The organism is Arcicella sp. LKC2W (assembly GCF_034931005.1).
Classification (GTDB): Bacteria; Bacteroidota; Bacteroidia; order Cytophagales; family Spirosomataceae; genus Arcicella.
Map to the genome: position 1 here is coordinate 251015 of NZ_JAYGIN010000011.1, position 21528 is coordinate 272542.

Consider the following 21528-nt stretch of genomic DNA (forward strand, 5'->3'; position numbering starts at 1 on the left):
GAGTGAATGTCAAAACGCTTAACCTTTCACTATTTTCCGTTAACCATTGCTTTACAAAGTTACGTTCACATTTTTAACAAAAGAATATTTGGATAAAGTTTCTGAAATAGAATAAAAAACAAAACCCTCATAAATCTATGACTTATGAGGGTTTTTATGTTTACTATTATATTAATTGATACTGATCATCATATTGGTAGCTGTATTGGCATCAATAGTTGTCCCCGCTGGAATTTCAGCATTTTTACCTTTCATTGTTAAAAATAAGATACAAAGTACAACTCCTAAAACAATTGCTAAAGTCTGTTTGTCCTCTCCTTGTCTATAAATATTATTGCCAACTACTGGAATCTGTTGTCCATCAACAGAAGAAACGCTTTTAATTTGAATTTCGATTTGCCCCTCTTTCCCTAATCCTTTTGCAATATTAGCACGGGTTACTAAGCCTTTAGCAATTGACCCTGCTTTGATAACAACCACATCTCCAACTTTAATATCACTTCTAACCTTAAAATCTACAGTTTGTCCTGCCTGAACAGCATCTGAAGCCAATCTTTGAACTGTCTCTAATGCAATGGGGGTTCCTGCTTGTAATGAAACTTCACGAACATTACCTGATTTAAAAGAGAACAAACTTAAACAGATAAGTAATAGGTAAGCAGTAGGTTTAGCTACTAATGGATTAATAAATTTTTTTAACATGATACAGAAATTTAGGGTAAAAAATTAATATGAAAAATTTAAACTAATTCGGTTTAGAAGTGTGTCTCTTCGGGTTTGATTAAACCTTTTAACACTCTTTATAGAGCCTTGAATATTTCCAATATAAAAAGCTACTCCAATTACAGATGCAAGAATTCCAATTCCTACATTATTGGTTTTAAAAGATGTATAAGCTCCGTAAGCAAATAATGAGTTGATAATTAATGAAGAGAGGGCTGTTTGTTTATGTGAAGCATATAAATATCCTGCTCCTGGAATTATGCCTAAAATACCTCCCCAAACAGCATTCTTACTTTTTTGTGTATTTACATTCACTATTAACTCTATATTTTTAGCTGCATTTTTCCCATAAAAACCTGTATTTGAGACCTTTTCAAATGATTTTTTTGCACTATCTAATTGAACCAGTTTGATATGGCTAATTCCTTTTAACATCCAAGCTTCATCAATCAATGTAGTGTCTTTATTTTCAATGGAAATTACTTTTTTATATTGCTGAATACTATTCGAATAATTTTTTAGTTCCTTCCATGTATTCCCGATTTCTAATACGATTTTGGGGTTATCTTTAATATTCACAGGAAAATCAATCTCATAATCAAATAGGGCTTTCTCACTTTCATCAATTGCACGAAGGCAAATTATATAGTTTGTATAAATTTCAACATTATCTACGCCCAATTCCTTATTAAAAATTGCCCTATTTATTTCTAAAAGTGCTTGTTGATGTAAGCCTTTATTAATCAAATACTTAATAAATTTTAGATTTTTTGAGGCATCTTTTATAGTGTCAGAATAAGCATAAAGTGGCATATTCAAACCAAGAACATATTTAGAGTTATCCCGACTGTCAACAAAATCAATAAGCCTAAGTTTTTGATTTTGTAATGACAAGTCATAATTGGTTATGTCATGGCTACACCTAAGAAGTCTATCTGCTGTAAGCGAAAAACCTTGTAGTACATTATATTCCTTGAAAACACTTAGAGAAAAATTTGAACAAGAAGGGTACATTTGGCATTCTCCGCCCCTAATATTACTTATATACTTTTGATAAACAGAGAGATAATCGACAAAGGAAGTATTCTTACTTTGGCAAAAAGAAGGGGATACAAAAAGTAGAAACGACAATTTGAAAGTAATAGTCAAATAATCTAATAGGTTCTTTTTGAACAACATGAAAATAAATGCAGATAGTTTTAAACCATTTTATGCACAAATATAGTATTGGTTCAATATTCAGGCAAGTTTAAACGTATTATTTTATACCAACATTAAGTTTTACGTTTGTTATCGTTTTGCATGACATCAAACGTTGCTACTCAGTAAAGCCATGTATTTTTATAAATATATTCGGAAGTGTATACTTAATCAGCCTCAAAAAACAAAACCCTCATAAATCTATGACTTATGAGGGTTTTTATTAATTATTATCAATATGACTACTTTACAATTTGTAATTTCTTGATAATCATTCGACCATTTTCTAAACCTACATTGACAAAATATGTTCCTGATGGCATATTTTCAACTGGTACTTTTACGCTTGTGCGTTCTGTACCTGTGGCTGTTTGAGCGAACTCAACATTGCCTGCTGCACTCAATATGCTTACTTCTACACTTTTGTTTGCTCTCATCAATTCTGCCGATAATTCAATAGAACAATCTGCATTTGATGGATTTGGATAAATTGTTACATTATCAGCAAATGTTACTTCTTCCGTTACTGCTACTCTCGCTGCTGCATTAGTAATTGTTGAAGTTGTTGTTTTCTTCGTTACAGTTACTTTGAATGAACAATAAGAGGTATTTCCTTTCGCATCTACGGCTTTATAAGTTACCGTTGTAATACCAACTGGAAATAACATTCCTGGTTCGAAATTGTAAGTAATTTCTGGAATACCACAATTATCTCCTACTGCTGGATGATCCCAAAGAACTACTGCTGTTGTTCCAGTGGTTACTACGCTAATGTCGGTTGGACAATCATAGAATACTGGAGCTTGTGTATCAACATCACAAGTAACCATTTTCACTACATTTACTACAAATGAACAAGTTGCTTTGTTTCCTTTGGCATCTGTTGCTGTGTAAATTACGGTTGTTGTTCCAACTGGAAACTGACCACCTGATACACTTGTAGAAGTTAATACAACTGTTCCACAATTATCCGTTGCCGTAGGTTCTGTCCAAGTAATGATTGCAGATGTTCCTCTTGTTTTGATAATAATGTCCGCAGGACACGTACTCAATACTGGAGGAGTTGTATCAGTATCGCATGGAGTTGTTACACCCGCATCAATATCTTTATTTACTTGTCCTTCTGTTAAAGTAATAACAGTTGTTTTACCTGTTGTTAAGTCTGCATCACTATCTTTATCGGAAGTAGTTGCTCCTTTTGGAGAGAAATTAAATCCTGAACCGATAGTCGATTTAACAAACTCAACAATATAATTACCTGCAATTAAATTATCAAATAGATACTTACCATTTGCATCTGTTGTAGTAGTTGCGATTACGTTGTTTGCACTATCGTACAATTTCACAGTAACGCCTGATACTCCACCTTCACCTACATCTTGCTTTCCATTACCGTTTGAGTCACGGAATACATAATCTCCAATTTGTGCAGGTTTAAATAATCCAAAATCAACGGTTAAGTTATCTCCACCTGCTACTGTTAAGGTTACAGGTTTTGTTCTGATAGTTTGTCCACTTATAGTCGTTCCGTTATCATCGCCATCTACATTATTATCAGGGGCAACTGCGGGTTCTGCTGAACCTGTTGCTGAACCTACTGTTCCTGTTGATGATTTATAACCCGTTGGTGCTGAAATCTCAACTACATAATCATTAGGTGCTAAATTTGAGAATAGATATTTTCCGTTTGCATCAGTTGTTGCCGTGCCTACTAAGTTATTAGCACTATCGTACAACTTCACGCTTACATTTGCAATACCTAACTCACCTGCATCTTGTTTTCCGTTGTTATTCTTATCGTTGAAAACTGCATCACCTAATTTCAAACAATTGGTAATTTTCACATTTACTGTTGCTACTGCACTACAACCTGTTCCATTTGAAACTGAAACAGTATAAACTCCATTATTGGCAATCGTTGAATTTGCAATAACTACGTCTTTTGTGTTGGCAGTAAATCCGTTTAGACCTGTCCATGAATAAGAAACCGTTCCAGTTGCGGTTGTTGACAACGTAATACTTACTGTTGTTCCTGCACAAACTGCATTTGCATTTGTTGATGGAGTAACTGTAAATGGCGTTGTAACTGTTTTCTTGACTGTATTAGATTCTCCTCCAATATAATCTGTACAACCTGCTCTTCTCGCACAACGAATATAACAAGTTGTTTGAGTGATTGCTCCTGGTTGATAATCTGCCGTATTACTATTAGGAATCTCTGTGTAAAGATTTTGACCAATAATATTCAATGGACAAGCTCCATTTGATAAAGTTGTTGTTTGTAACCAAACATATTCAATGGCTGCATTTACATCTCCACCGCTTGGCAAAGTAACATTCGTAATTTTAGCAGGTGTTCCACTTCCACAAAGTGTTTCGTCGGCTTTGATTGTACCTCCATTCGTGATTTTAGCTACTACCGTCGCTACTACTGCTGTTCTTGCTGACTCACAACCTGTTCCTGCTTTACAACTTACATAATAAGTAGTGGTTGTCGTTAAATTTGGAGTTGTATAACTTGCTCCACTTGCAATAGCCGTTCCACCTGTTAAAGCTGAATACCAAGTTGCTACACCTGCTGAACAAGTCGCTCCTAAAGTAACTGAACCTGCTCCACAAGTTGTCGCTGGTGTTACTGTTGGGGCTGAGGCACTACCATTTACCGTTGCCGTTACTGGTGTTCTTGCTGATTCACAACCTGCATTTGATTTACACGATACATAATAAGTAGTCGAGGCACTCAAACTTGGTGTTGTGAAGCTTGCTCCACTTGCCATCGAAGTTCCACCTGTCAATGCCGAATACCACATTGCTGTTGCTCCTGTTGAACAAGTTGCTCCTAAAGTAACTGTACCTGTGCCACAAATTGAACCTGAAGTAACCGTAGGTGCTGATGAAGCTGAACCAACTGTTTTCTTGACTGTATTAGATTCTCCTCCGATATAATCTGTACAACCTGCTCTTCTCGCACAACGAATATAACAAGTTGTTTGAGTGATTGCTCCTGGTTGATAATCTGCCGTATTACTATTAGGAATCTCTGTGTAAAGATTTTGACCAATAATATTCAATGGACAAGCTCCGTTTGATAATGTCGTTGTTTGTAACCAAACATATTCAATGGCTGCATTTACATCTCCACCGCTTGGCAAAGTAACATTCGTAATTTTAGCAGGTGTTCCACTTCCACAAAGTGTTTCGTCGGCTTTGATTGTACCTCCATTCGTGATTTTAGCTACTACCGTCGCTACTACTGCTGTTCTTGCTGACTCACAACCTGTTCCTGCTTTACAACTTACATAATAAGTAGTTGTTGTCGTTAAATTTGGAGTTGTATAACTTGCTCCACTTGCAATAGCCGTTCCACCTGTTAAAGCTGAATACCAAGTTGCTACACCTGCTGAACAAGTCGCTCCTAAAGTAACTGAACCTGCTCCACAAGTTGTCGCTGGTGTTACCGTTGGGGCTGATGCACTACCATTTACCGTTGCCGTTACTGGTGTTCTTGCTGATTCACAACCTGCATTTGATTTACACGATACATAATAAGTAGTCGAGGCACTCAAACTTGGTGTTGTGAAACTTGCTCCACTTGCTATTGAAGTTCCACCTGTCAATGCTGAATACCACATTGCTGTTGCTCCTGTTGAACAAGTTGCTGCTAAAGTAACTGTACCTGTACCACAAATTGAACCTGATGCTACTGTTGGCGTAGCAGGTGTTGGATTAATGGTTACACCCGTTGTTGCCATTACAGAACATTTACTTCCATTAGCTGCTGTAAATGTTACAGTTATTGTATAAGTTGTCGACGCCGTTACGTTTGTATTGGTAACTGTTGCTTGTGTACTTGTAAATCCATTTGAACCAACCCACGAATAAGTAGGCGTACAATTGATAGATTTAGAATTAGCATCAAGCGTTGCCGTTAAATTAACATCACCTCCTGTACAAATGGCAGTAGGATTAGCTGTTGCAGTTACCGAAGCAATTGTAGTTGGCGTTCCTAAAGTAACATTAATATCTCCGTCTTTTGAAACTGTTGTCCAGTTATTAGTACCACCATTTGTGATATTAATTTTGAACCAGCTACTTGCTCCAAATTTCGTAATATCATTCAAACTTGCTCCTGTTCCTAATTGGAATGCAGCCATGTTTTGCGTGTATGTTCCTGTCAAACCTGCGTAAATACCAGCACCTGTAAACGTACCATTTGAAGTTGGGTAATAATACCAATCTCCAAGATTTGGTGAATAACCTGTACAATGTGTATTAGCAACTGGGCTACCCGTTGGAGGTGTTCCTGTACGTCCTGAATAGTTAACAATTACATTAATACAGTCGCTTGAAGTTCCACCTGTTACACAAGCTGTATAATTTAATACGGCTGTTCCATCACAGAATTCTGTTAATTCTCCTGACTTCACTGTAAAGTGTTGATTTGGAGAAACTACATTTCCTTTTAAGTCTGCAAAATATAATCCGTATGATTGTGTTGCATCACCACAAAGTGTACTATTTGATACCGTTGTTTTACGTGATAAACAAACAGGGTCTTTTCCTTCGCAATTAGCTAAAACTGATTTCTTAACAGTATTAGATTCTCCACCAATATAATCAGTACAGCCTGCTCTTCTTGCACAACGAATATAACACGTTGTTTGAGTGATGGCTCCTGGTTGGTAATTTGGCGTATTACTGTTTGGAATTTCAGTATAAAGATTTTGACCAACAACATTCAATGGACAAGCTCCATTTGATAATGCGGTTGTTTGTAACCAAATATATTCAATCGCTGCATTTGCATCTCCGCCAGTTGCAGGCGTTACACTTGTAATTTGTGCAGGAGTTTTTCCTAAACAGATACTTTCATCAGCTTGGATTGTTCCTCCGTTTGTGATTTTAGCAATTACTGTTGCTTTAACTTCAATTCTTAGAGATTCACAACCTGCCGTTGATTTACAAGAAACATAATAAGAAGTTGTTGTAGTCAAAACTGGCGTTACATAAACTGAACCTGTTGTAAACGATGTTCCACCTGTTGCCGTTGCATACCACATTGGCGTTCCTGTTGTACAAACTGCTCCTAATTCAACTGTTCCATTTCCGCAAATTGTACCATTTTTAATCGCTGATGGCCCTGATAAACTTCCATTAACCGTTGCTACTACCGATGTTCTGGCTGACTCACAACCTGCACTTGATTTACAAGAAACATAATAAGTAGTCGTTGCAGTTAAACTTGGTGTTGTATAAGTAACTCCACTTGCGATTGATGTTCCACCTGTCAATGCGGAATACCACATTGCCGTTGCTCCTGTTGAACAAGTTGCTCCCAACGTAACTGTTCCTGTGCCACAAATTGAGGCAGGCGTTACTGTTGGGGCTGCTGCTCCTCCATTTACCGTTGCTACTACCGAAGTTCTACCTGACTCACAACCTGCACTTGATTTACAAGATACATAATAAGTAGTCGTTGCACTCAAACTTGGTGTTGTGAAACTCGCTCCACTTGCAATTGATGTGCCACCTGTCAATGCTGAATACCACATTGCTGTTGTGCCTGTGCCACAAGTTGCTCCTAACGTAACTGTTCCTGTACCACAAACTGTACCTGCTGTTACGGTTGGGGCTACGCCAATTGAACCTACTGTTTTCTTGATAACATTTGATTCACCTGTGTAATCTGTACAACCTGTCAATCTTGAACAACGAATAAAACAAGTTGTTGTCGTAATCGCTCCTGGTTGATATTCTGAGGTATTTGTATTGGCAATTGGGCTATATAAAGTTTGACCTGCAATGTTCGCTGGACAAACACCATTCGTTAAACTCGTTGTTTGTAACCATAAATATTCTATCGAACCTAATCCACCATTCGGTAAAGTCACATTCGTGATTTTTGATGGTGTACTGCCTGTACAAATAGTTTCATCGGCTTGAATCTTTCCTCCGTCAGTAATTTTTGGTGTTACCGTTGCTTTTACCGATGTTCTACCTGACTCACAACCTGCACTTGATTTACAACTTACATAATAAGTAGTCGTTGCACTCAGACTTGGTGTTGTAAAGCTCGCTCCACTTGCAATTGATGTTCCACCTGTCAATGCTGAATACCACATCGCCGTTGTGCCTGTGCCACAAGTTGCTCCTAAAGTAACTGTGCCTGTTCCACAAATTGATGCAGGTGTTACTGTTGGGGCTACACCAATTGAACCTACTGTTTTCTTAATAACATTTGATTCGCCTGTGTAATCTGTACAACCTGTCAATCTTGAACAACGAATATAACAAGTTGTTGTTGTGATTGCTCCTGGTTGATATTCTGAACCATTACTGTTTGAGATAGGGCTATATAAAGTTTGACCTGCAATGTTCGCTGGACAAACACCATTTGTTAAACTCGTAGTCTGTAACCATAAATACTCTATCGAACCAACTCCACCATTTGGTAAAGTCACATTCGTGATTTTTGATGGTGTACTGCCTGTACAAATAGTTTCATCGGCTTGAATCTTTCCTCCGTCAGTAATTTTTGGTGTTACCGTTGCTACTACCGAAGTTTTACCTGACTCACAACCTGCACTTGATTTACAACTTACATAATAAGTAGTCGTTGCACTCAGACTTGGTGTTGTAAAGCTCGCTCCACTTGCAATTGATGTGCCACCTGTCAATGCTGAATACCACATTGCTGTTGTGCCTGTGCCACAAGTTGCTCCTAACGTAACTGTTCCTGTACCACAAACTGTACCTGCTGTTACGGTTGGGGCTACGCCAATTGAACCTACTGTTTTCTTAATAACATTTGATTCCCCTGTGTAATCTGTACAACCCGCTAATCTTGAACAACGAATGTAACAAGTCGTAGTCGTGATTGCTCCTGGTTGATATTCTGAGGTATTTGTATTCGCTATTGGGCTATACAAAGTTTGACCTGCAATGTTCGCTGGACAAACACCATTTGTTAAACTCGTAGTCTGTAACCACAAATACTCTATCGAACCAACTCCACCATTTGGTAAAGTCACATTCGTGATTTTTGATGGTGTACTGCCTGTACAAATAGTTTCATCGGCTTGAATCTTTCCTCCGTCAGTAATCTTGGGTGTTACCGTTGCTTTTACTGATGTTCTACCTGACTCACAACCTGCACTTGATTTACAAGATACATAATAAGTCGTCGTTGCACTCAAACTTGGTGTTGTAAAGCTCGCTCCACTTGCAATTGATGTTCCACCTGTCAATGCTGAATACCACATTGCTGTTGTGCCTGTGCCACAAGTTGCTCCTAACGTAACCGTTCCTGTACCACAAATTGAGGCAGGGGTTACCGTTGGGGCTGTTGGAAGTGGGTCGATAATCACCGAAACTACATTTGTTTCTCCAACATAATCCGAACAACCTGCACGACGAGAACAGCGTTGGAAGTATGTTGTTTGTGAAATATTGTTCAAATCAAGTGTTGCACTATTAGAGCCTACAATTGGAATCCACTCACTTGCATTAGCATCTGTATAAGTAGAAGCAGTTGTACTTTTTAACCATAAATATTCCAAAGTACCCGTTCCACCAGAAGGTAAAGTAACGTTGGTAAATGCGGCAGGGTCGAATGCACCGCAATTTCTTTGATTTCCACCAATCTGACCACCGTTCGTAACATTATCACAACAATTTGCACTAAGTGCTACTGCCGTAGTTCCCGTTACAGAACATTTACTACCATTCTTCGCTGTAAAAGTTACAGTAACTGTATAAGTAGTAGCAGTTTGTACGCTTGTATTGGTTACAGTTGCCTGTGTACTTGTGAATCCGTTTGAACCAACCCATGAATATGTTGGAGAACAACTTGCTGATTTTGAAGCAGCATCAAGTGTTGCAGTCAAAACAACATTTGAACCTTTACAAATTGAATTTGGATTAGCCGTAGCCGTTACTGAAGCAATATTTGTTGCAGTTCCCAAATTAATATTAATATCACCATCTTTTGAAGCAGTAGTCCAATTATTAGTACCTCCACTTGTAAGATTAATTTTAAACCAACTACTTGCACCAAATTTTGAAATATCATTTAAACTTCCACCTGTTCCAACTTGGAATGCAGCCATATTTTGTGTGTAAGTTCCTGCCAAACCTGCAAAAATACCTGTCCCTGAGAATGTACCATTTGAAGTTGGATAATAATACCAATTTCCCACATTTGGAGCATATCCAGAACAGTGAGTATTAGTAAGTGGACTACCCGTTGGAGGCGTTCCTGTACGACCAGAATAATTTACAGTTGCAGTAATACAGTCGCTTGCTCCACCGCCAGTTACACAACCTACAACTTTTAAAATCGCTGTTCCATCACAAAACTCTGTCAATTCACCAGATTTCACGGTAAAATATTGTGATGGACAAGTAACATTATTGCTACTTTTCAAATCATTAAACCACAAACCATAAGATTTTGTAGCATCGCCACAAAGGCTACTACTTGATACTGCACTCTTCCGAGAAAGACAAACAGGGTCTTTTCCTTGACAATTTGCATTTACTGTTGCTGTAATCACATTTGCCTCACCTACATAAGCAGTACAACCTGCTCTACGAGAACAGCGAGTAAAATAAGTAGTCTGAGTAATTGGTCCAGCATCATAAGTCAAGCCTGTTGCCCCTGGAATAACCGTCCATTGGCTTTGTGTAGTCGAATTTAATACAGACGAAGTTGTACTTTTCATCCATATAATCTCCAATGTACCTGCCCCACCAGCAGGAGCAGTAACACTCGTAAAAGTAACAGGATCAAAGCCACTACAACCAGTCTGATTAGAACCAATCGTTCCTCCTGATGTTACATTACTACAAGTTGACGTTAAAGAAACCGAGATATTATCAAGTTTCAATGCCGTTCCATTTGTATAACCAACTACTCTCAATTTAGTAGTACCTGTTGGAGCAGTAACACCTAAAAACTCATATTTGCTATATCCTGAAGAATTATAAACACTACCGGTCACTCTTTTTTCAACTCTACTTCCAATAATTATTCCTGAAGAATTATAAAATTCATAACCAACCGCCGCATAATATACAGGATTATGCGTTGAAGCCATAAAACTGATATTATATTTTATCCCAGCCGTCGCAGTAATACTTTGCCAAGTATAATAATTCCCCCAATTGTCGTTGTTATTTAAGGTAAGAGCATTTCCAGAGTAAGCATATTGCCCACTAAATGTAAAAATAGAACCTGAGGGAGAGGCACTCCATCCAGTTGTACCACTGTCAAAACTATTGTTTGAAAGAAGATTCTGGGAAAATGTCTGCATAGAAGCACTAAATAGGAAAAAAAACATGAATCCCATCCACATTTTCATTCTATTTAACACATTTGGCATACAATTTGCTTCATTCTTGTTACCGAAATTAGATAATTTGCATAGATTCGAGTCAGGCAGATAATCCATTCCAGCACAATTAAAGCTTAAAAACTTAGTAGAGTTTTTCATGAATAGCTATTGTGTTGTTTTAATTTTAGAAACATTTAATTATTGAGAGTTACTGAAGTACACTAATCGGTACAGTTATTCCTTCTATATCCCTTTAGGAATACAAAAACCACGAGCGACCATTAATCACATTCATTGAAAATATGTTTAGCATCTTCAAAGACATAATTGACTTACATACACAAGCCCACAATGCTTTTGTAATTAAAAAGCAATTGGGTAAAAAAAGACAGCAATTTTTTCAAGGCCAAGCGGAAGAGGCCGAGATAAATTAATATCACAGATTACTGAATATTATTTTTGGAAGGTAAGGAATATACAATTCAAGCCGAGAATCATTTACCCGTAGGCAAATATTCACAGATTCAAATCATACAAGATACTCGAATAGACGGTTGTTTGATAAGATACAGCAGGCTAAGACATTGAGAGAATCGGCGGATTGTTTTCAAAGTTTCTTAAATAAAAACTCTTCATAAATACTCAACAGAGTAATACTTTTGTATATACTCTATATTTGCATTTATACACAGTTTCACTAAGATATTTACTGTATCAGTGAGTAAAATTATGTAATTCATTACTAATTTCAAATAATTCCTATTTAATTTCTTATTAATTTTATTTTATGTTAAGGCTGTACGTAGAAATTAAACAATCAAAGCAATAAAACTACGATTAGGCTTTCGCCACTTTATCTTTTATCCCTATTTTTCTCAACTCTCCACGTTATTTCCAGTCAAATTCTCCAGTAAATCGGTAGCATTAATACTTTGTGTATAACGATGTACTACAATCTGAAATCTATATTATCGAATCATTAAATCCGCTAATTAAAACCGTTTTGAATAACCTTTTCATTGATTTTAAGGCTTGTTCAAATATTATCTAATAATTCACAAAAACTTTTACTATTCTCTTTGTGAAATCTCAAAAAAATCACTAATTTTGCGTTCCCAAATTTTGGCTGGATGCCCGTTCAGAAAAAAATAAGGTCAAATCATTGAAAATCAGAGTCGTTCCAACGTCTGATGTACAAAAGAAACATTTGCGAATCTTAATAAAAGTCCAACGTAAAAGTAAATTTTGTAACGCCTTTTGGCAAAGGTGCTTTCTGTGAGAAAAAAATATCGGACTTTTAAACTATAATAAAGTGGATACTTTAAGTTATAAAACCATCTCGGCAAACGTTGCAAATGTTGAAAAAGCATGGATAGTCGTTGATGCAGAAAATCAAATTGTAGGTCGTTTGAGTTCACAAATCGCAATGATTTTGCGTGGAAAACACAAGGCTTCATATACCCCACACGTGGATTGTGGAGATAATGTTATCGTTATCAATGCTGATAAAATTCGTTTTACAGGAAAGAAAATGAATAACAAAGTTTACATTCGTCACACAGGTTATCCTGGTGGACAACGTTTTGCTACTCCAAGAGAAGTGTTAGCAAAAAATCCAAGAGGAATTATGGAATCTGCTGTGAAAGGTATGTTACCTAAAAATCGTTTAGGAAGTCGTTTGTTTACAAACTTGTATGTATATGCAGGTTCTGAGCATCCACACGCCGCACAACAACCAAAAGAAATCAAATTCTAATCATCGTTATCTTTATTTAGGGATTAGGAGTTAGGAATTAGGGGTTAGGTTCGCCAACCAACTGATGACTAATAACTGATAACTGATGACTGATAACTTCTCTATAAAAAAATGGCAGAAGTAACTAATACATTAGGAAGAAGAAAAACGGCTGTTGCTCGTCTATATATGACTCCGGGCAATGGTGCATACTTAATAAATGGTCGTACTTTAGAAGACTATTTTCCATCAGAAATTTTAAGAATTATCGTTAACCAACCTTTCGCTTTAACAAAAACTGAAGGTTCTTATGACGTTAAAGTTAATCTTGATGGTGGTGGAATTAAAGGACAAGCGGAAGCTCTTCGTTTGGCAATTTCACGTGCATTACAAGAAATTGATGCAGAACGTCGTCCAGCTTTGAAAAAAGAAGGATTCCTTACTCGTGACCCACGTATGGTTGAACGTAAAAAACCAGGTCGTAAGAAAGCACGTCGTAAATTCCAATTCTCGAAACGTTAATATTTGTATGTTCCAAGTATTAAGTACTATGTCTCAAGTTACTCACTTGTGCTTCGTACATAATACTTGGTTCTTAATACTAATATAAATTGACAAGACTTACAGTGACCGGTGTCTTGTTATTATTTTTCATATTTCATTTTAATCTTTTAAGGTTTTAGGCATAAGATTTCAGGGTTTAGTTTCATTACTAACCACTAATATTCAACACCTAATACCTAACGCAACAAATGGCACAATTAGAATACAAAGAATTATTAGATGCTGGTGTTCACTTCGGACACTTAACACGCAAGTGGGATCCAAGAATGGCTCCGTTTATCTTCATGGAGAAAAATGGTATCCACATTCTTGACCTTAACAAAACTTTAGGTTGTTTAGACGAAGCTTGCAATGCTATCAAAGGTATTGTTCGTTCTGGACGCAAAATCATGTTTGTTGCTACGAAGAAACAAGCTCAAGAAATCGTTTCAGAAGAAGCTCGTCGTTTGAAAATGCCATACGTAACTGACCGTTGGTTAGGTGGTATGCTTACAAACTTCCAAACTGTTAGAAAGTCTATCAAGAAAATGGGGACTATCGACAAGTTGTTGAAAGACGAAGTTACTGTAAAAGCATTAGCGAAACGTGAGCGTTTGATGATGTCTCGTGATAAAGAGAAAATGGAAAGAGTATTAGGTGGTATCACTGAATTAACTCGTCTTCCAGCAGCCCTTTTCATTGTTGACGTAAAGCGTGAGCATATCGCAGTAGCAGAAGCACAACGTTTAGGTATCCCTGTTTTTGCTATGTGTGATACTAACTCAAACCCTGACTTAGTAGATTTTCCAATCCCTGCTAATGATGATGCTTATAAATCAATCGCTTTAATTACTTTAGCTATTGGTAAGGCAATCGAAGAAGGTTTGATGGAACGCAAACAAGATAAAGATGACGCTCGTTTAGCAGAAGAAGAAGAAGCTAAACGTCTTGCTGATGAGGAAGAAGCTAAAGAAGCAGCTAAAGTAGCGGCTAAATACGAGAAAGAAGATTAATATAATGAATGATTAAGCATGAAAATGAATAATTCTTATGCTTAGATTTATAAAAAAATCATTTGCTTAAATAGCCCATAGTTTTCTGTGGGCTATTTGAGTAAAATATCGAATTGATAAAATTATATTAAGTTATTGTATTGTAAAAGATATTTCTAAGCTATTACCTTATCTTAGTATTTGATAACAATACTTGACAAAACATAAAATTAATAAATTTCAAATTTTCAAATTAACAAGACAATGGCTATTTCAGCAGCAGACGTTAATAAATTAAGACAAATGACTGGTTCGGGCATGATGGATTGTAAGAAAGCCCTTACTGAAGCAGGTGGTGATTTTGAAGCCGCTATTGATATTCTCCGTAAAGCTGGTCAGAAAGTGGCTGCTAAACGTGCAGATAACGAAACAAACGAAGGTACTGTATTAATCGCAATTAGTGCTGACGGAACAAATGGTAAATTAGTAGCTTTAGCTTGTGAAACTGAACCAGTTTCAAAAGTTGCTGACTTTACTGATTTAGCTTCTGCTTTATTGGCTTCTGCAGTTGCCAATAACGTTGCTGATAAAGATGCTTTGTTAGCTTCTACTTTAGCTGACGGACGTGTTGCTCAAGAAGCAATGATTGAATTGACTGGTAAAATTGGTGAGAAAATCACTATCGCTGGTTACGAAAATGTAACTTCTGATAAAGTTGTTTCTTATATCCACTCTAACAATAAAATTGGTGTTTTGGTAGCGTTTGCTAACGTTCAAGGTACTGATGTTCAAGAAGTTGGAAAAGACATCGCTATGCAAATCACGGCTATGAAGCCAGTTGCTTTGGATAAAGATGGTGTTGATTCTGCTACTATCGAGCGTGAAATTGAAGTTGGTAGAGAGCAAGCTCGTGCTGAAGGTAAACCAGAAGCAATGTTGGACAAAATCGCAGCAGGTCGTTTAGAGAAATTCTATAAAGAATCTACTTTGTTGAACCAACAGTTTGTCAAAGACGGTTCTATCAACATTAAGCAGTTATTAGAACAAACTCAAAAAGGTTTGACTATCTCTTCTTTCAAAAGAATTGCATTAGCTTAATCGTTGAATTGATAGATATTAAAAAGGGCTTTTTCGTTAAGAAAAAGCCCTTTTTGTTTGAAATGGGTTAAATTGGTAGAACTGTAATTGATTGGATTTAATAATTTTTGGATTTTCAGAATCACATCGTAATCTTAAATTCATTAAATCGTTCAATCATAGTTCAAACAATATCTACTCCTCCTCCGCCATATTCTTCATTTTCATTAATAAAGTATAAGCTCCTTTTTTGACAATTGATTTTTGTGTCAATGATTCAGCATCCGTGATTTCAGTGAAACCGTCTTCTTTGTTACCAACTTTTACGGGAACAATTGAAAATTGATTGGGTTTATCTTCTACAAAAATATAGTCTTTGCCTTCAAAATTTACCACAGCATCTTCGGGTAAAGTCAAAACTGAATTGTTCTTGATTTCAATTTCAGCATTCATATACATTCCTGGAAGAAGATTCTTATCATAATTTTCAAAGTGACAATGAACATCAGCAATATGCTCAGGAGAAAGGTCTTTACTGATTAGAATTATCTCACAAAGATGTTTTTTATTAGGTTGATTATTGGTATAAGCAATCACTTTTTGTCCGATTGATAGTTTATTGAGGTCTTTCTCAAATACACTGAGGTTCAAATGTATATCAGTCGGATTGACCAATTCAAATAAAATATCTGATGGATTAACGTATTTACCAATATTGACATTTACTTTTGAAACAAAGCCATTAATAGCAGAATAAATATGTACGCTTTTTGAAAGATTACCTTCTGTTAATGTTTTTGGATTAATATTGATTAATTTCAACTTTTCGCCCAAAGCACTGATATTAATTTTAAGGGTTCTATATTCAGATTCTGCCTGTTGAAAAACTTTATCGCTACTGGCTTGACTTTGATTTAATTCCTTTTGACGTTGATATTCTTTTTCAGCAAAAACTAATTTTGATTGATTGATTAAATAGTCTTGTTGCAATTGAATATACTGCTGGTCTTCCATCGTGGCTATGATTTCACCTTTACGCACGAACATTCCTGGTAAAAGCTTAGTCGATTTCAAATATCCTCCCAAAGGCATACTTACGGAAATCATATTTTGGGGTGGCACATCAATTTTTCCATTCAGCTTGATGATGGATGAGATGTTTTTTCTTGCTAAACTACCCGTTACAACTTCGGCATTTTTACGTTGTGCTGCGGTAAGAGTTACCGTGTTTTCGTCAATGTTTTTGGGTTCAGAAGTTTGTTCGGCAGTAGGTTTTGAGCCACACGCCCAACATAAAATAAGGCTTGAAATGATAATTATATTTTTCATGATATTGTCCTTTCTTAATTTCTTGATGTTAAATAATTGATGTGAATGATGCTTTGGTTCAATTCTCTGATAGCATCAATATAATTTGCCTGAATATCAATGGCTTGGTTGGTGAGCATTACCCAATCTAAATAATTAATATCTCCGTTGGTAAATTGCTTATTGGCAGTTTGAATAATCTGGGTAGCGTTTGGCAAGACTTGTTTTTCGTAATATTGAATGGTTGCCAAATTATTCCGATACATCAAAAATGCCTTTTGAAATTCCTTTTCAAGTGCTTGTTTTTGCTGTAAAAAAGAACTTTCTGCAACTTCTTCGTACATTTTTGAAGCCGCAATTTTTGCCTTCGTAGCAGATTTAAAAATCGGAACATTTACGCCAACTTGGACGGAGGTAAAACGACTGCCCAAAGAATAATATTCATTATCTGAACCAACACCTCTAATTGTACTTGAAAAAAGCCCTACGTTAAAATCTGGCAATAATTTAGTTTTTTCCAAAGCCGTATTGGCAATACTCAATTGCTTCTGCTGACTATATATTTTAAGTAATGGATGCTCGGAAACTGCGGTGCCGTCAGCCGTTAAAATATCCTTTATTTTAAAATCTTTAACGTCTGGTTCTAAGTCTGTATCAGTATTGAGTAATAATCGGAACTGAATTTTAGTGGCTTCTTTTTCCTGACGAACTAATTTCAATTGCAGATTGATGTTGCCTCTTTGCGTTTCAGCAGTAGTTTTTTCTAAGATATTGGTTTCGCCTTTTGTTAAACGTAAATCAGCTTTTCTGAGAAATTCGGCGTAAATCGTATCAATTTTGAGTAGTAATTTTTCTTTTTCGTTCCAATAAACGAGCGAGTAGAATGTCTCGGAAACAGCTCTTTTCAACTCTGCTTCTCTGAGTGTTACGCCCAAAGCCACCACTTTCCATTCTTCTGTAAGTAAGTCCTTTTGGCGAGCATACACCTTGGGAGAACTAAACGATTGCGAAGCTCCTAAACGATTATCAAAATAGATACTATTGTTTTGTCCGAAATCACCTACAAAATTAGTAGTTGGCAAATTATGGTACGTTTTGATGAGTTGCTCTTGATAATTGGCTCTTAATTTTTCACTTTTTACACCTAAATTATGGCTTATTGCAGTGTTGATGGCAGTTTGTAAAGTTATAACCTCACCCCCAGCCCCTCTCCGTTGGAGAGGGGAGTTTTGAGCGTTGATGTTATTATTCAACGAAAATAAAGTCAATAAAATAACAATGCTCGTGGTTGTTTTTAGGTCTAATGGTTTCACGCCTTTTTCAAAAATGATGTATAAAATTGGTAGAACAAACAGCGTTAAGAAGGTTGCTAATAACAATCCACCAATCACCACCGTTGCCAATGGGCGTTGAACTTCTGCTCCTGACCCATTACTAATCGCCATCGGTAAAAAGCCCAATGAAGCCACAAAAGCAGTCATCAAAACAGGTCTTAAACGAAGCATTGTTCCTTCCAAAACTATCTTTTTCAAATCGGTCATACCTTCATGTTTGAGTCGGTTGAATTCAGCAATTAAAACGATTCCGTTCAATACCGCAACCCCAAAAAGGGCAATAAAACCAACGCCCGCACTGATACTAAAAGGCAAACCACGCAATACTAAGAAGAAAATTCCTCCGATGGCAGAAAGTGGAATGGCTGAGTAAATCAATAAACCTTGTTTTACGGAATTGAAAGCAAAAAAGAGCAGAACAAAAATCAAAATCAACGAAACAGGCACAGCAATCATTAAACGTTGTTTGGCGGCATTGAGATTTTCAAATGCACCACCGTAAGTGACATAATATCCCGTTGGAAATTTCAGTTTAGCCTCTACTTTTTGTTGCAATTCCGTTACGATACTTTGTACATCACGGTCTTGAATATTGAAGCCGACTACAATTCTACGCTTGGCATCTTCCCGCTGAATTTGATTAGGTCCATTCTTAATTTCTACATTTGCCAATTGAGAAAGCGGTATTTGTGTGCCTTGTGGCGTTGGAATCAAGAGATTTTGTACGTCTTCCAAGTTTCTACGTTGTTCGGTATTTAATCTTACCACTAAATCAAAACGTTTTTCTCCTTCAAAAACCAAGCCCGTACTTTGTCCTGCAAAAGCCGTATTCACCACTCGATTAATATCGGCAATTGATAAATCATATTGAGCAATCATTTCACGTTTGTACTCAATAATAAGCTGTGGCATTCCCGTTACGGGTTCAACATAGAGGCTTTTTGCACCTTGAACAGTATTGATAATTTTCCCCAATTTATCAGCATACAGAGCCAAAGTATCTAAATTTTCGCCAAATATTTTACAAACTACGTCTTGCCTCGCTCCTGTCATCAATTCATTAAAACGCATTTGAACTGGATACTGAAAACCAACGGTAATTCCTGGCACATCTTCGAGGGCTTCAGTCATTTTCACAGATAATTCATTGAAAGTTTCAGCCGAAGTCCATTCGCTTTTATCCTTCAAAATGACCATCATATCGCTGGCTTCCATCGGCATTGGGTCGGTTGGCACTTCACCGCTACCAATTTTTGTAACTACTTTTTCAACTTCTGGAAATTGCGATTTTAGAATATGAGCTGCTTTTTGGGTACTTTCTATGGTTGTAGCAAGATTACTACCTGTCAAAACTCTTGTTTCAACGGCAAAATCGCCTTCTTCTAAAGCAGGAATAAATTCACCTCCCAAAGTTGTAAGCATAAAAATAGCAAGAATAAACAAACCAATAACGGTACTTAAAACCATTTTGGGATGTCCTAAAATGTTAGCTAAAGTATTCTGATACGCTTGCTCAATTTTGCCCATTAATCTATCTGAAATATTGGGTGTATGTTTTGTTTTCTTGCTCAAAACCAAAGAACTCATCATCGGAATATAGGTGAGCGACAACACGAATGCACCCAATAAGGCAAAAGCAACGGTTTGTGCCATTGGCTTAAACATTTTCCCTTCAATACCTTGAAGCGTAAAAATGGGAAGGTAAACGATAAGAATAATGATTTGTCCGAATACTGCACTATTCATCATTTTACTGGCTGAATAATTCACTTCGGTATCCATTTCGGCTTGGGTAAGGCGGTTGATGGTCGTTGTTTGACTACCTTCTGATAACTGTTTACTGTTTACTATTAACTGAGAACTGCTCAAACGGTGCATTACTGCCTCAACGATAATTACGGCACCATCCACAATTAAACCAAAATCTAATGCCCCTAAACTCATTAAATTTCCACTCACGCCAAAAGTATTCATCAAGATAATAGCAAAAAGCATCGCTAAAGGAATAACGGAAGCTACCAAAAGCCCTGCTCGGAGATTTCCCAAAAATAAAACCAAGACGAAAATGACAATTAACGCTCCTTCCAAAAGGTTTTTTTCTACCGTTCCGATAGCGTTATTCACCATTTTGGTACGGTCTAAAAATGGCTCAATGACTACGCCTTCGGGTAACGTTTTTTGGATTTGGGCAACTCTCTCCTTAACATTTTGAATTACTTCGCTACTATTTGCCCCTTTCAACATCATTACGATTGCACCTGCTACTTCTCCTTTATCATTGTAACACATTGCTCCATAACGAGTTGCATAACCTAATTTTACGTCTGCAACATCTCTGACAAACAATGGTGTTCCGCTGGGTGTAGATTTTACCGAAATGTTTTCAATATCTTGAATTGACCCAATTAAACCTTCACTACGAATGAACAAGGCAGTGGAAGATTTTTCGATATAAGCACCACCCGTATTTTGATTATTTTTTTCTAAAGCCGTAAAAACATCGGAGATTGTTAAGTTGTAAGACTGTAATTTATTGGGATTGACAGCGATTTCGTACTGTTTTAACTTTCCCCCAAAACTACTTACTTCGGCAACACCTTTTACACCTAATAGTTGGCGACGCACAATCCAGTCTTGAATAGTACGCAATTCCGTTGGATTATATTTACTTTCATAACCTACTTTTGGACGGATTACATATTGATATATTTCCCCTAAACCTGTTGAAACTGGCCCTAATTTTGGCAAGCCAATTTCGGGAGGAATTTGAGACTTTACCTCCTGCAAACGCTCTGTTACTTGTTGTCTCGCCCAATAAATATCTGTTTCATCATCAAAAACAATCGTTACTAAGGATAATCCAAATCTGGAAAAACTCCGAATTTCCTTTAATCCTAAAATATTATTATTCGCCTGTTCGATAGGAAAAGTGATAAGTCGTTCAATATCTGTTGCCCCAAAAGACGGAGCAACAGTAATAACCTGAACCTGATTATCAGTAATATCAGGCACGGCATCAATCGGAAGTTTTGTTAATGAAAAACTACCATAAACCATCAAGGCAATCGTAAATAAGCCAATAATGAGTTTATTCCCGATAGAAAAATGAATGATTTTGTTAAGCATAGTAATATTATGGTTTTACTTGGGCTGTCATACATCAGCAATCAAAAATTGGATTTAGATAGTCTTCACAAAAAGAATAATCCTAACAATTATTGATAACTAAAAGTGAACAGTCAAGTAATTATGAAACAGAATTCTCTACCATTTATCGCAAA

9 protein-coding genes and 1 pseudogene are annotated in these 21528 nt (G+C 36.6%); 4 read left to right on the top strand and 6 right to left on the bottom strand.

Annotated elements, in window-relative coordinates:
- Positions 1–171: 171 nt before the first annotated feature.
- From VB796_RS10775 to VB796_RS10785, 4 genes and pseudogenes are all read right to left on the bottom strand, one after another.
- The gene (locus VB796_RS10775) at positions 172–702 is read right to left on the bottom strand and encodes a hypothetical protein (RefSeq protein ID WP_323346544.1); all 531 of its coding nucleotides are present in this window, start codon (positions 700–702) and stop codon (positions 172–174) included.
- A gap of 24 nt (positions 703–726) precedes the next feature.
- The gene (locus VB796_RS10780; protein WP_323346545.1) at positions 727–1617 is read right to left on the bottom strand and encodes a hypothetical protein; all 891 of its coding nucleotides are present in this window, start codon (positions 1615–1617) and stop codon (positions 727–729) included.
- A gap of 30 nt (positions 1618–1647) precedes the next feature.
- Positions 1648–1902: pseudogene (gene yidD, locus VB796_RS23775) on the bottom strand (membrane protein insertion efficiency factor YidD); the annotation flags it as partial.
- Between the two features lie 263 nt (positions 1903–2165).
- Entirely contained in the window at positions 2166–11264 is a 9099-nt protein-coding gene (locus tag VB796_RS10785) for an SdrD B-like domain-containing protein (protein WP_323346546.1), read from the bottom strand.
- 1306 nt (positions 11265–12570) lie between these two features.
- Between VB796_RS10785 and rplM the strand changes: the two genes are divergently transcribed.
- The 4 genes from rplM to tsf all read left to right on the top strand — a co-directional run bounded on the left by rplM (position 12571) and on the right by tsf (position 15626).
- Positions 12571–13014, top strand: coding sequence for a 50S ribosomal protein L13 (gene rplM, locus VB796_RS10790; RefSeq protein ID WP_323346547.1), 444 nt, complete (start codon positions 12571–12573; stop codon positions 13012–13014).
- A 111-nt stretch (positions 13015–13125) separates the two neighbouring features.
- The gene (gene rpsI / locus VB796_RS10795) at positions 13126–13515 is read left to right on the top strand and encodes a 30S ribosomal protein S9 (protein ID WP_323346548.1); all 390 of its coding nucleotides are present in this window, start codon (positions 13126–13128) and stop codon (positions 13513–13515) included.
- 230 nt (positions 13516–13745) lie between these two features.
- Positions 13746–14549, top strand: a complete 804-nt coding sequence (gene rpsB / locus VB796_RS10800) for a 30S ribosomal protein S2 (protein WP_109744593.1) — start codon at positions 13746–13748, stop codon at positions 14547–14549.
- A 243-nt stretch (positions 14550–14792) separates the two neighbouring features.
- Positions 14793–15626: a translation elongation factor Ts gene (gene tsf, locus VB796_RS10805; protein ID WP_323346549.1), complete on the top strand. Its 834-nt coding sequence runs from the start codon at positions 14793–14795 to the stop codon at positions 15624–15626.
- 174 nt (positions 15627–15800) lie between these two features.
- Here the strand turns inward: tsf and VB796_RS10810 are convergent, their stop codons facing one another.
- Positions 15801–16934 carry an efflux RND transporter periplasmic adaptor subunit gene (locus tag VB796_RS10810; RefSeq protein ID WP_323346550.1) on the bottom strand — a complete coding sequence of 378 codons (1134 nt, stop codon included), beginning with the start codon at positions 16932–16934 and terminating at the stop codon, positions 15801–15803.
- A gap of 14 nt (positions 16935–16948) precedes the next feature.
- On the bottom strand, positions 16949–21373 hold the full coding sequence (locus tag VB796_RS10815; protein ID WP_323346551.1) for a CusA/CzcA family heavy metal efflux RND transporter: 4425 nt from the start codon (positions 21371–21373) through the stop codon (positions 16949–16951).
- Between the last annotated feature and the right edge of the window lie 155 nt (positions 21374–21528).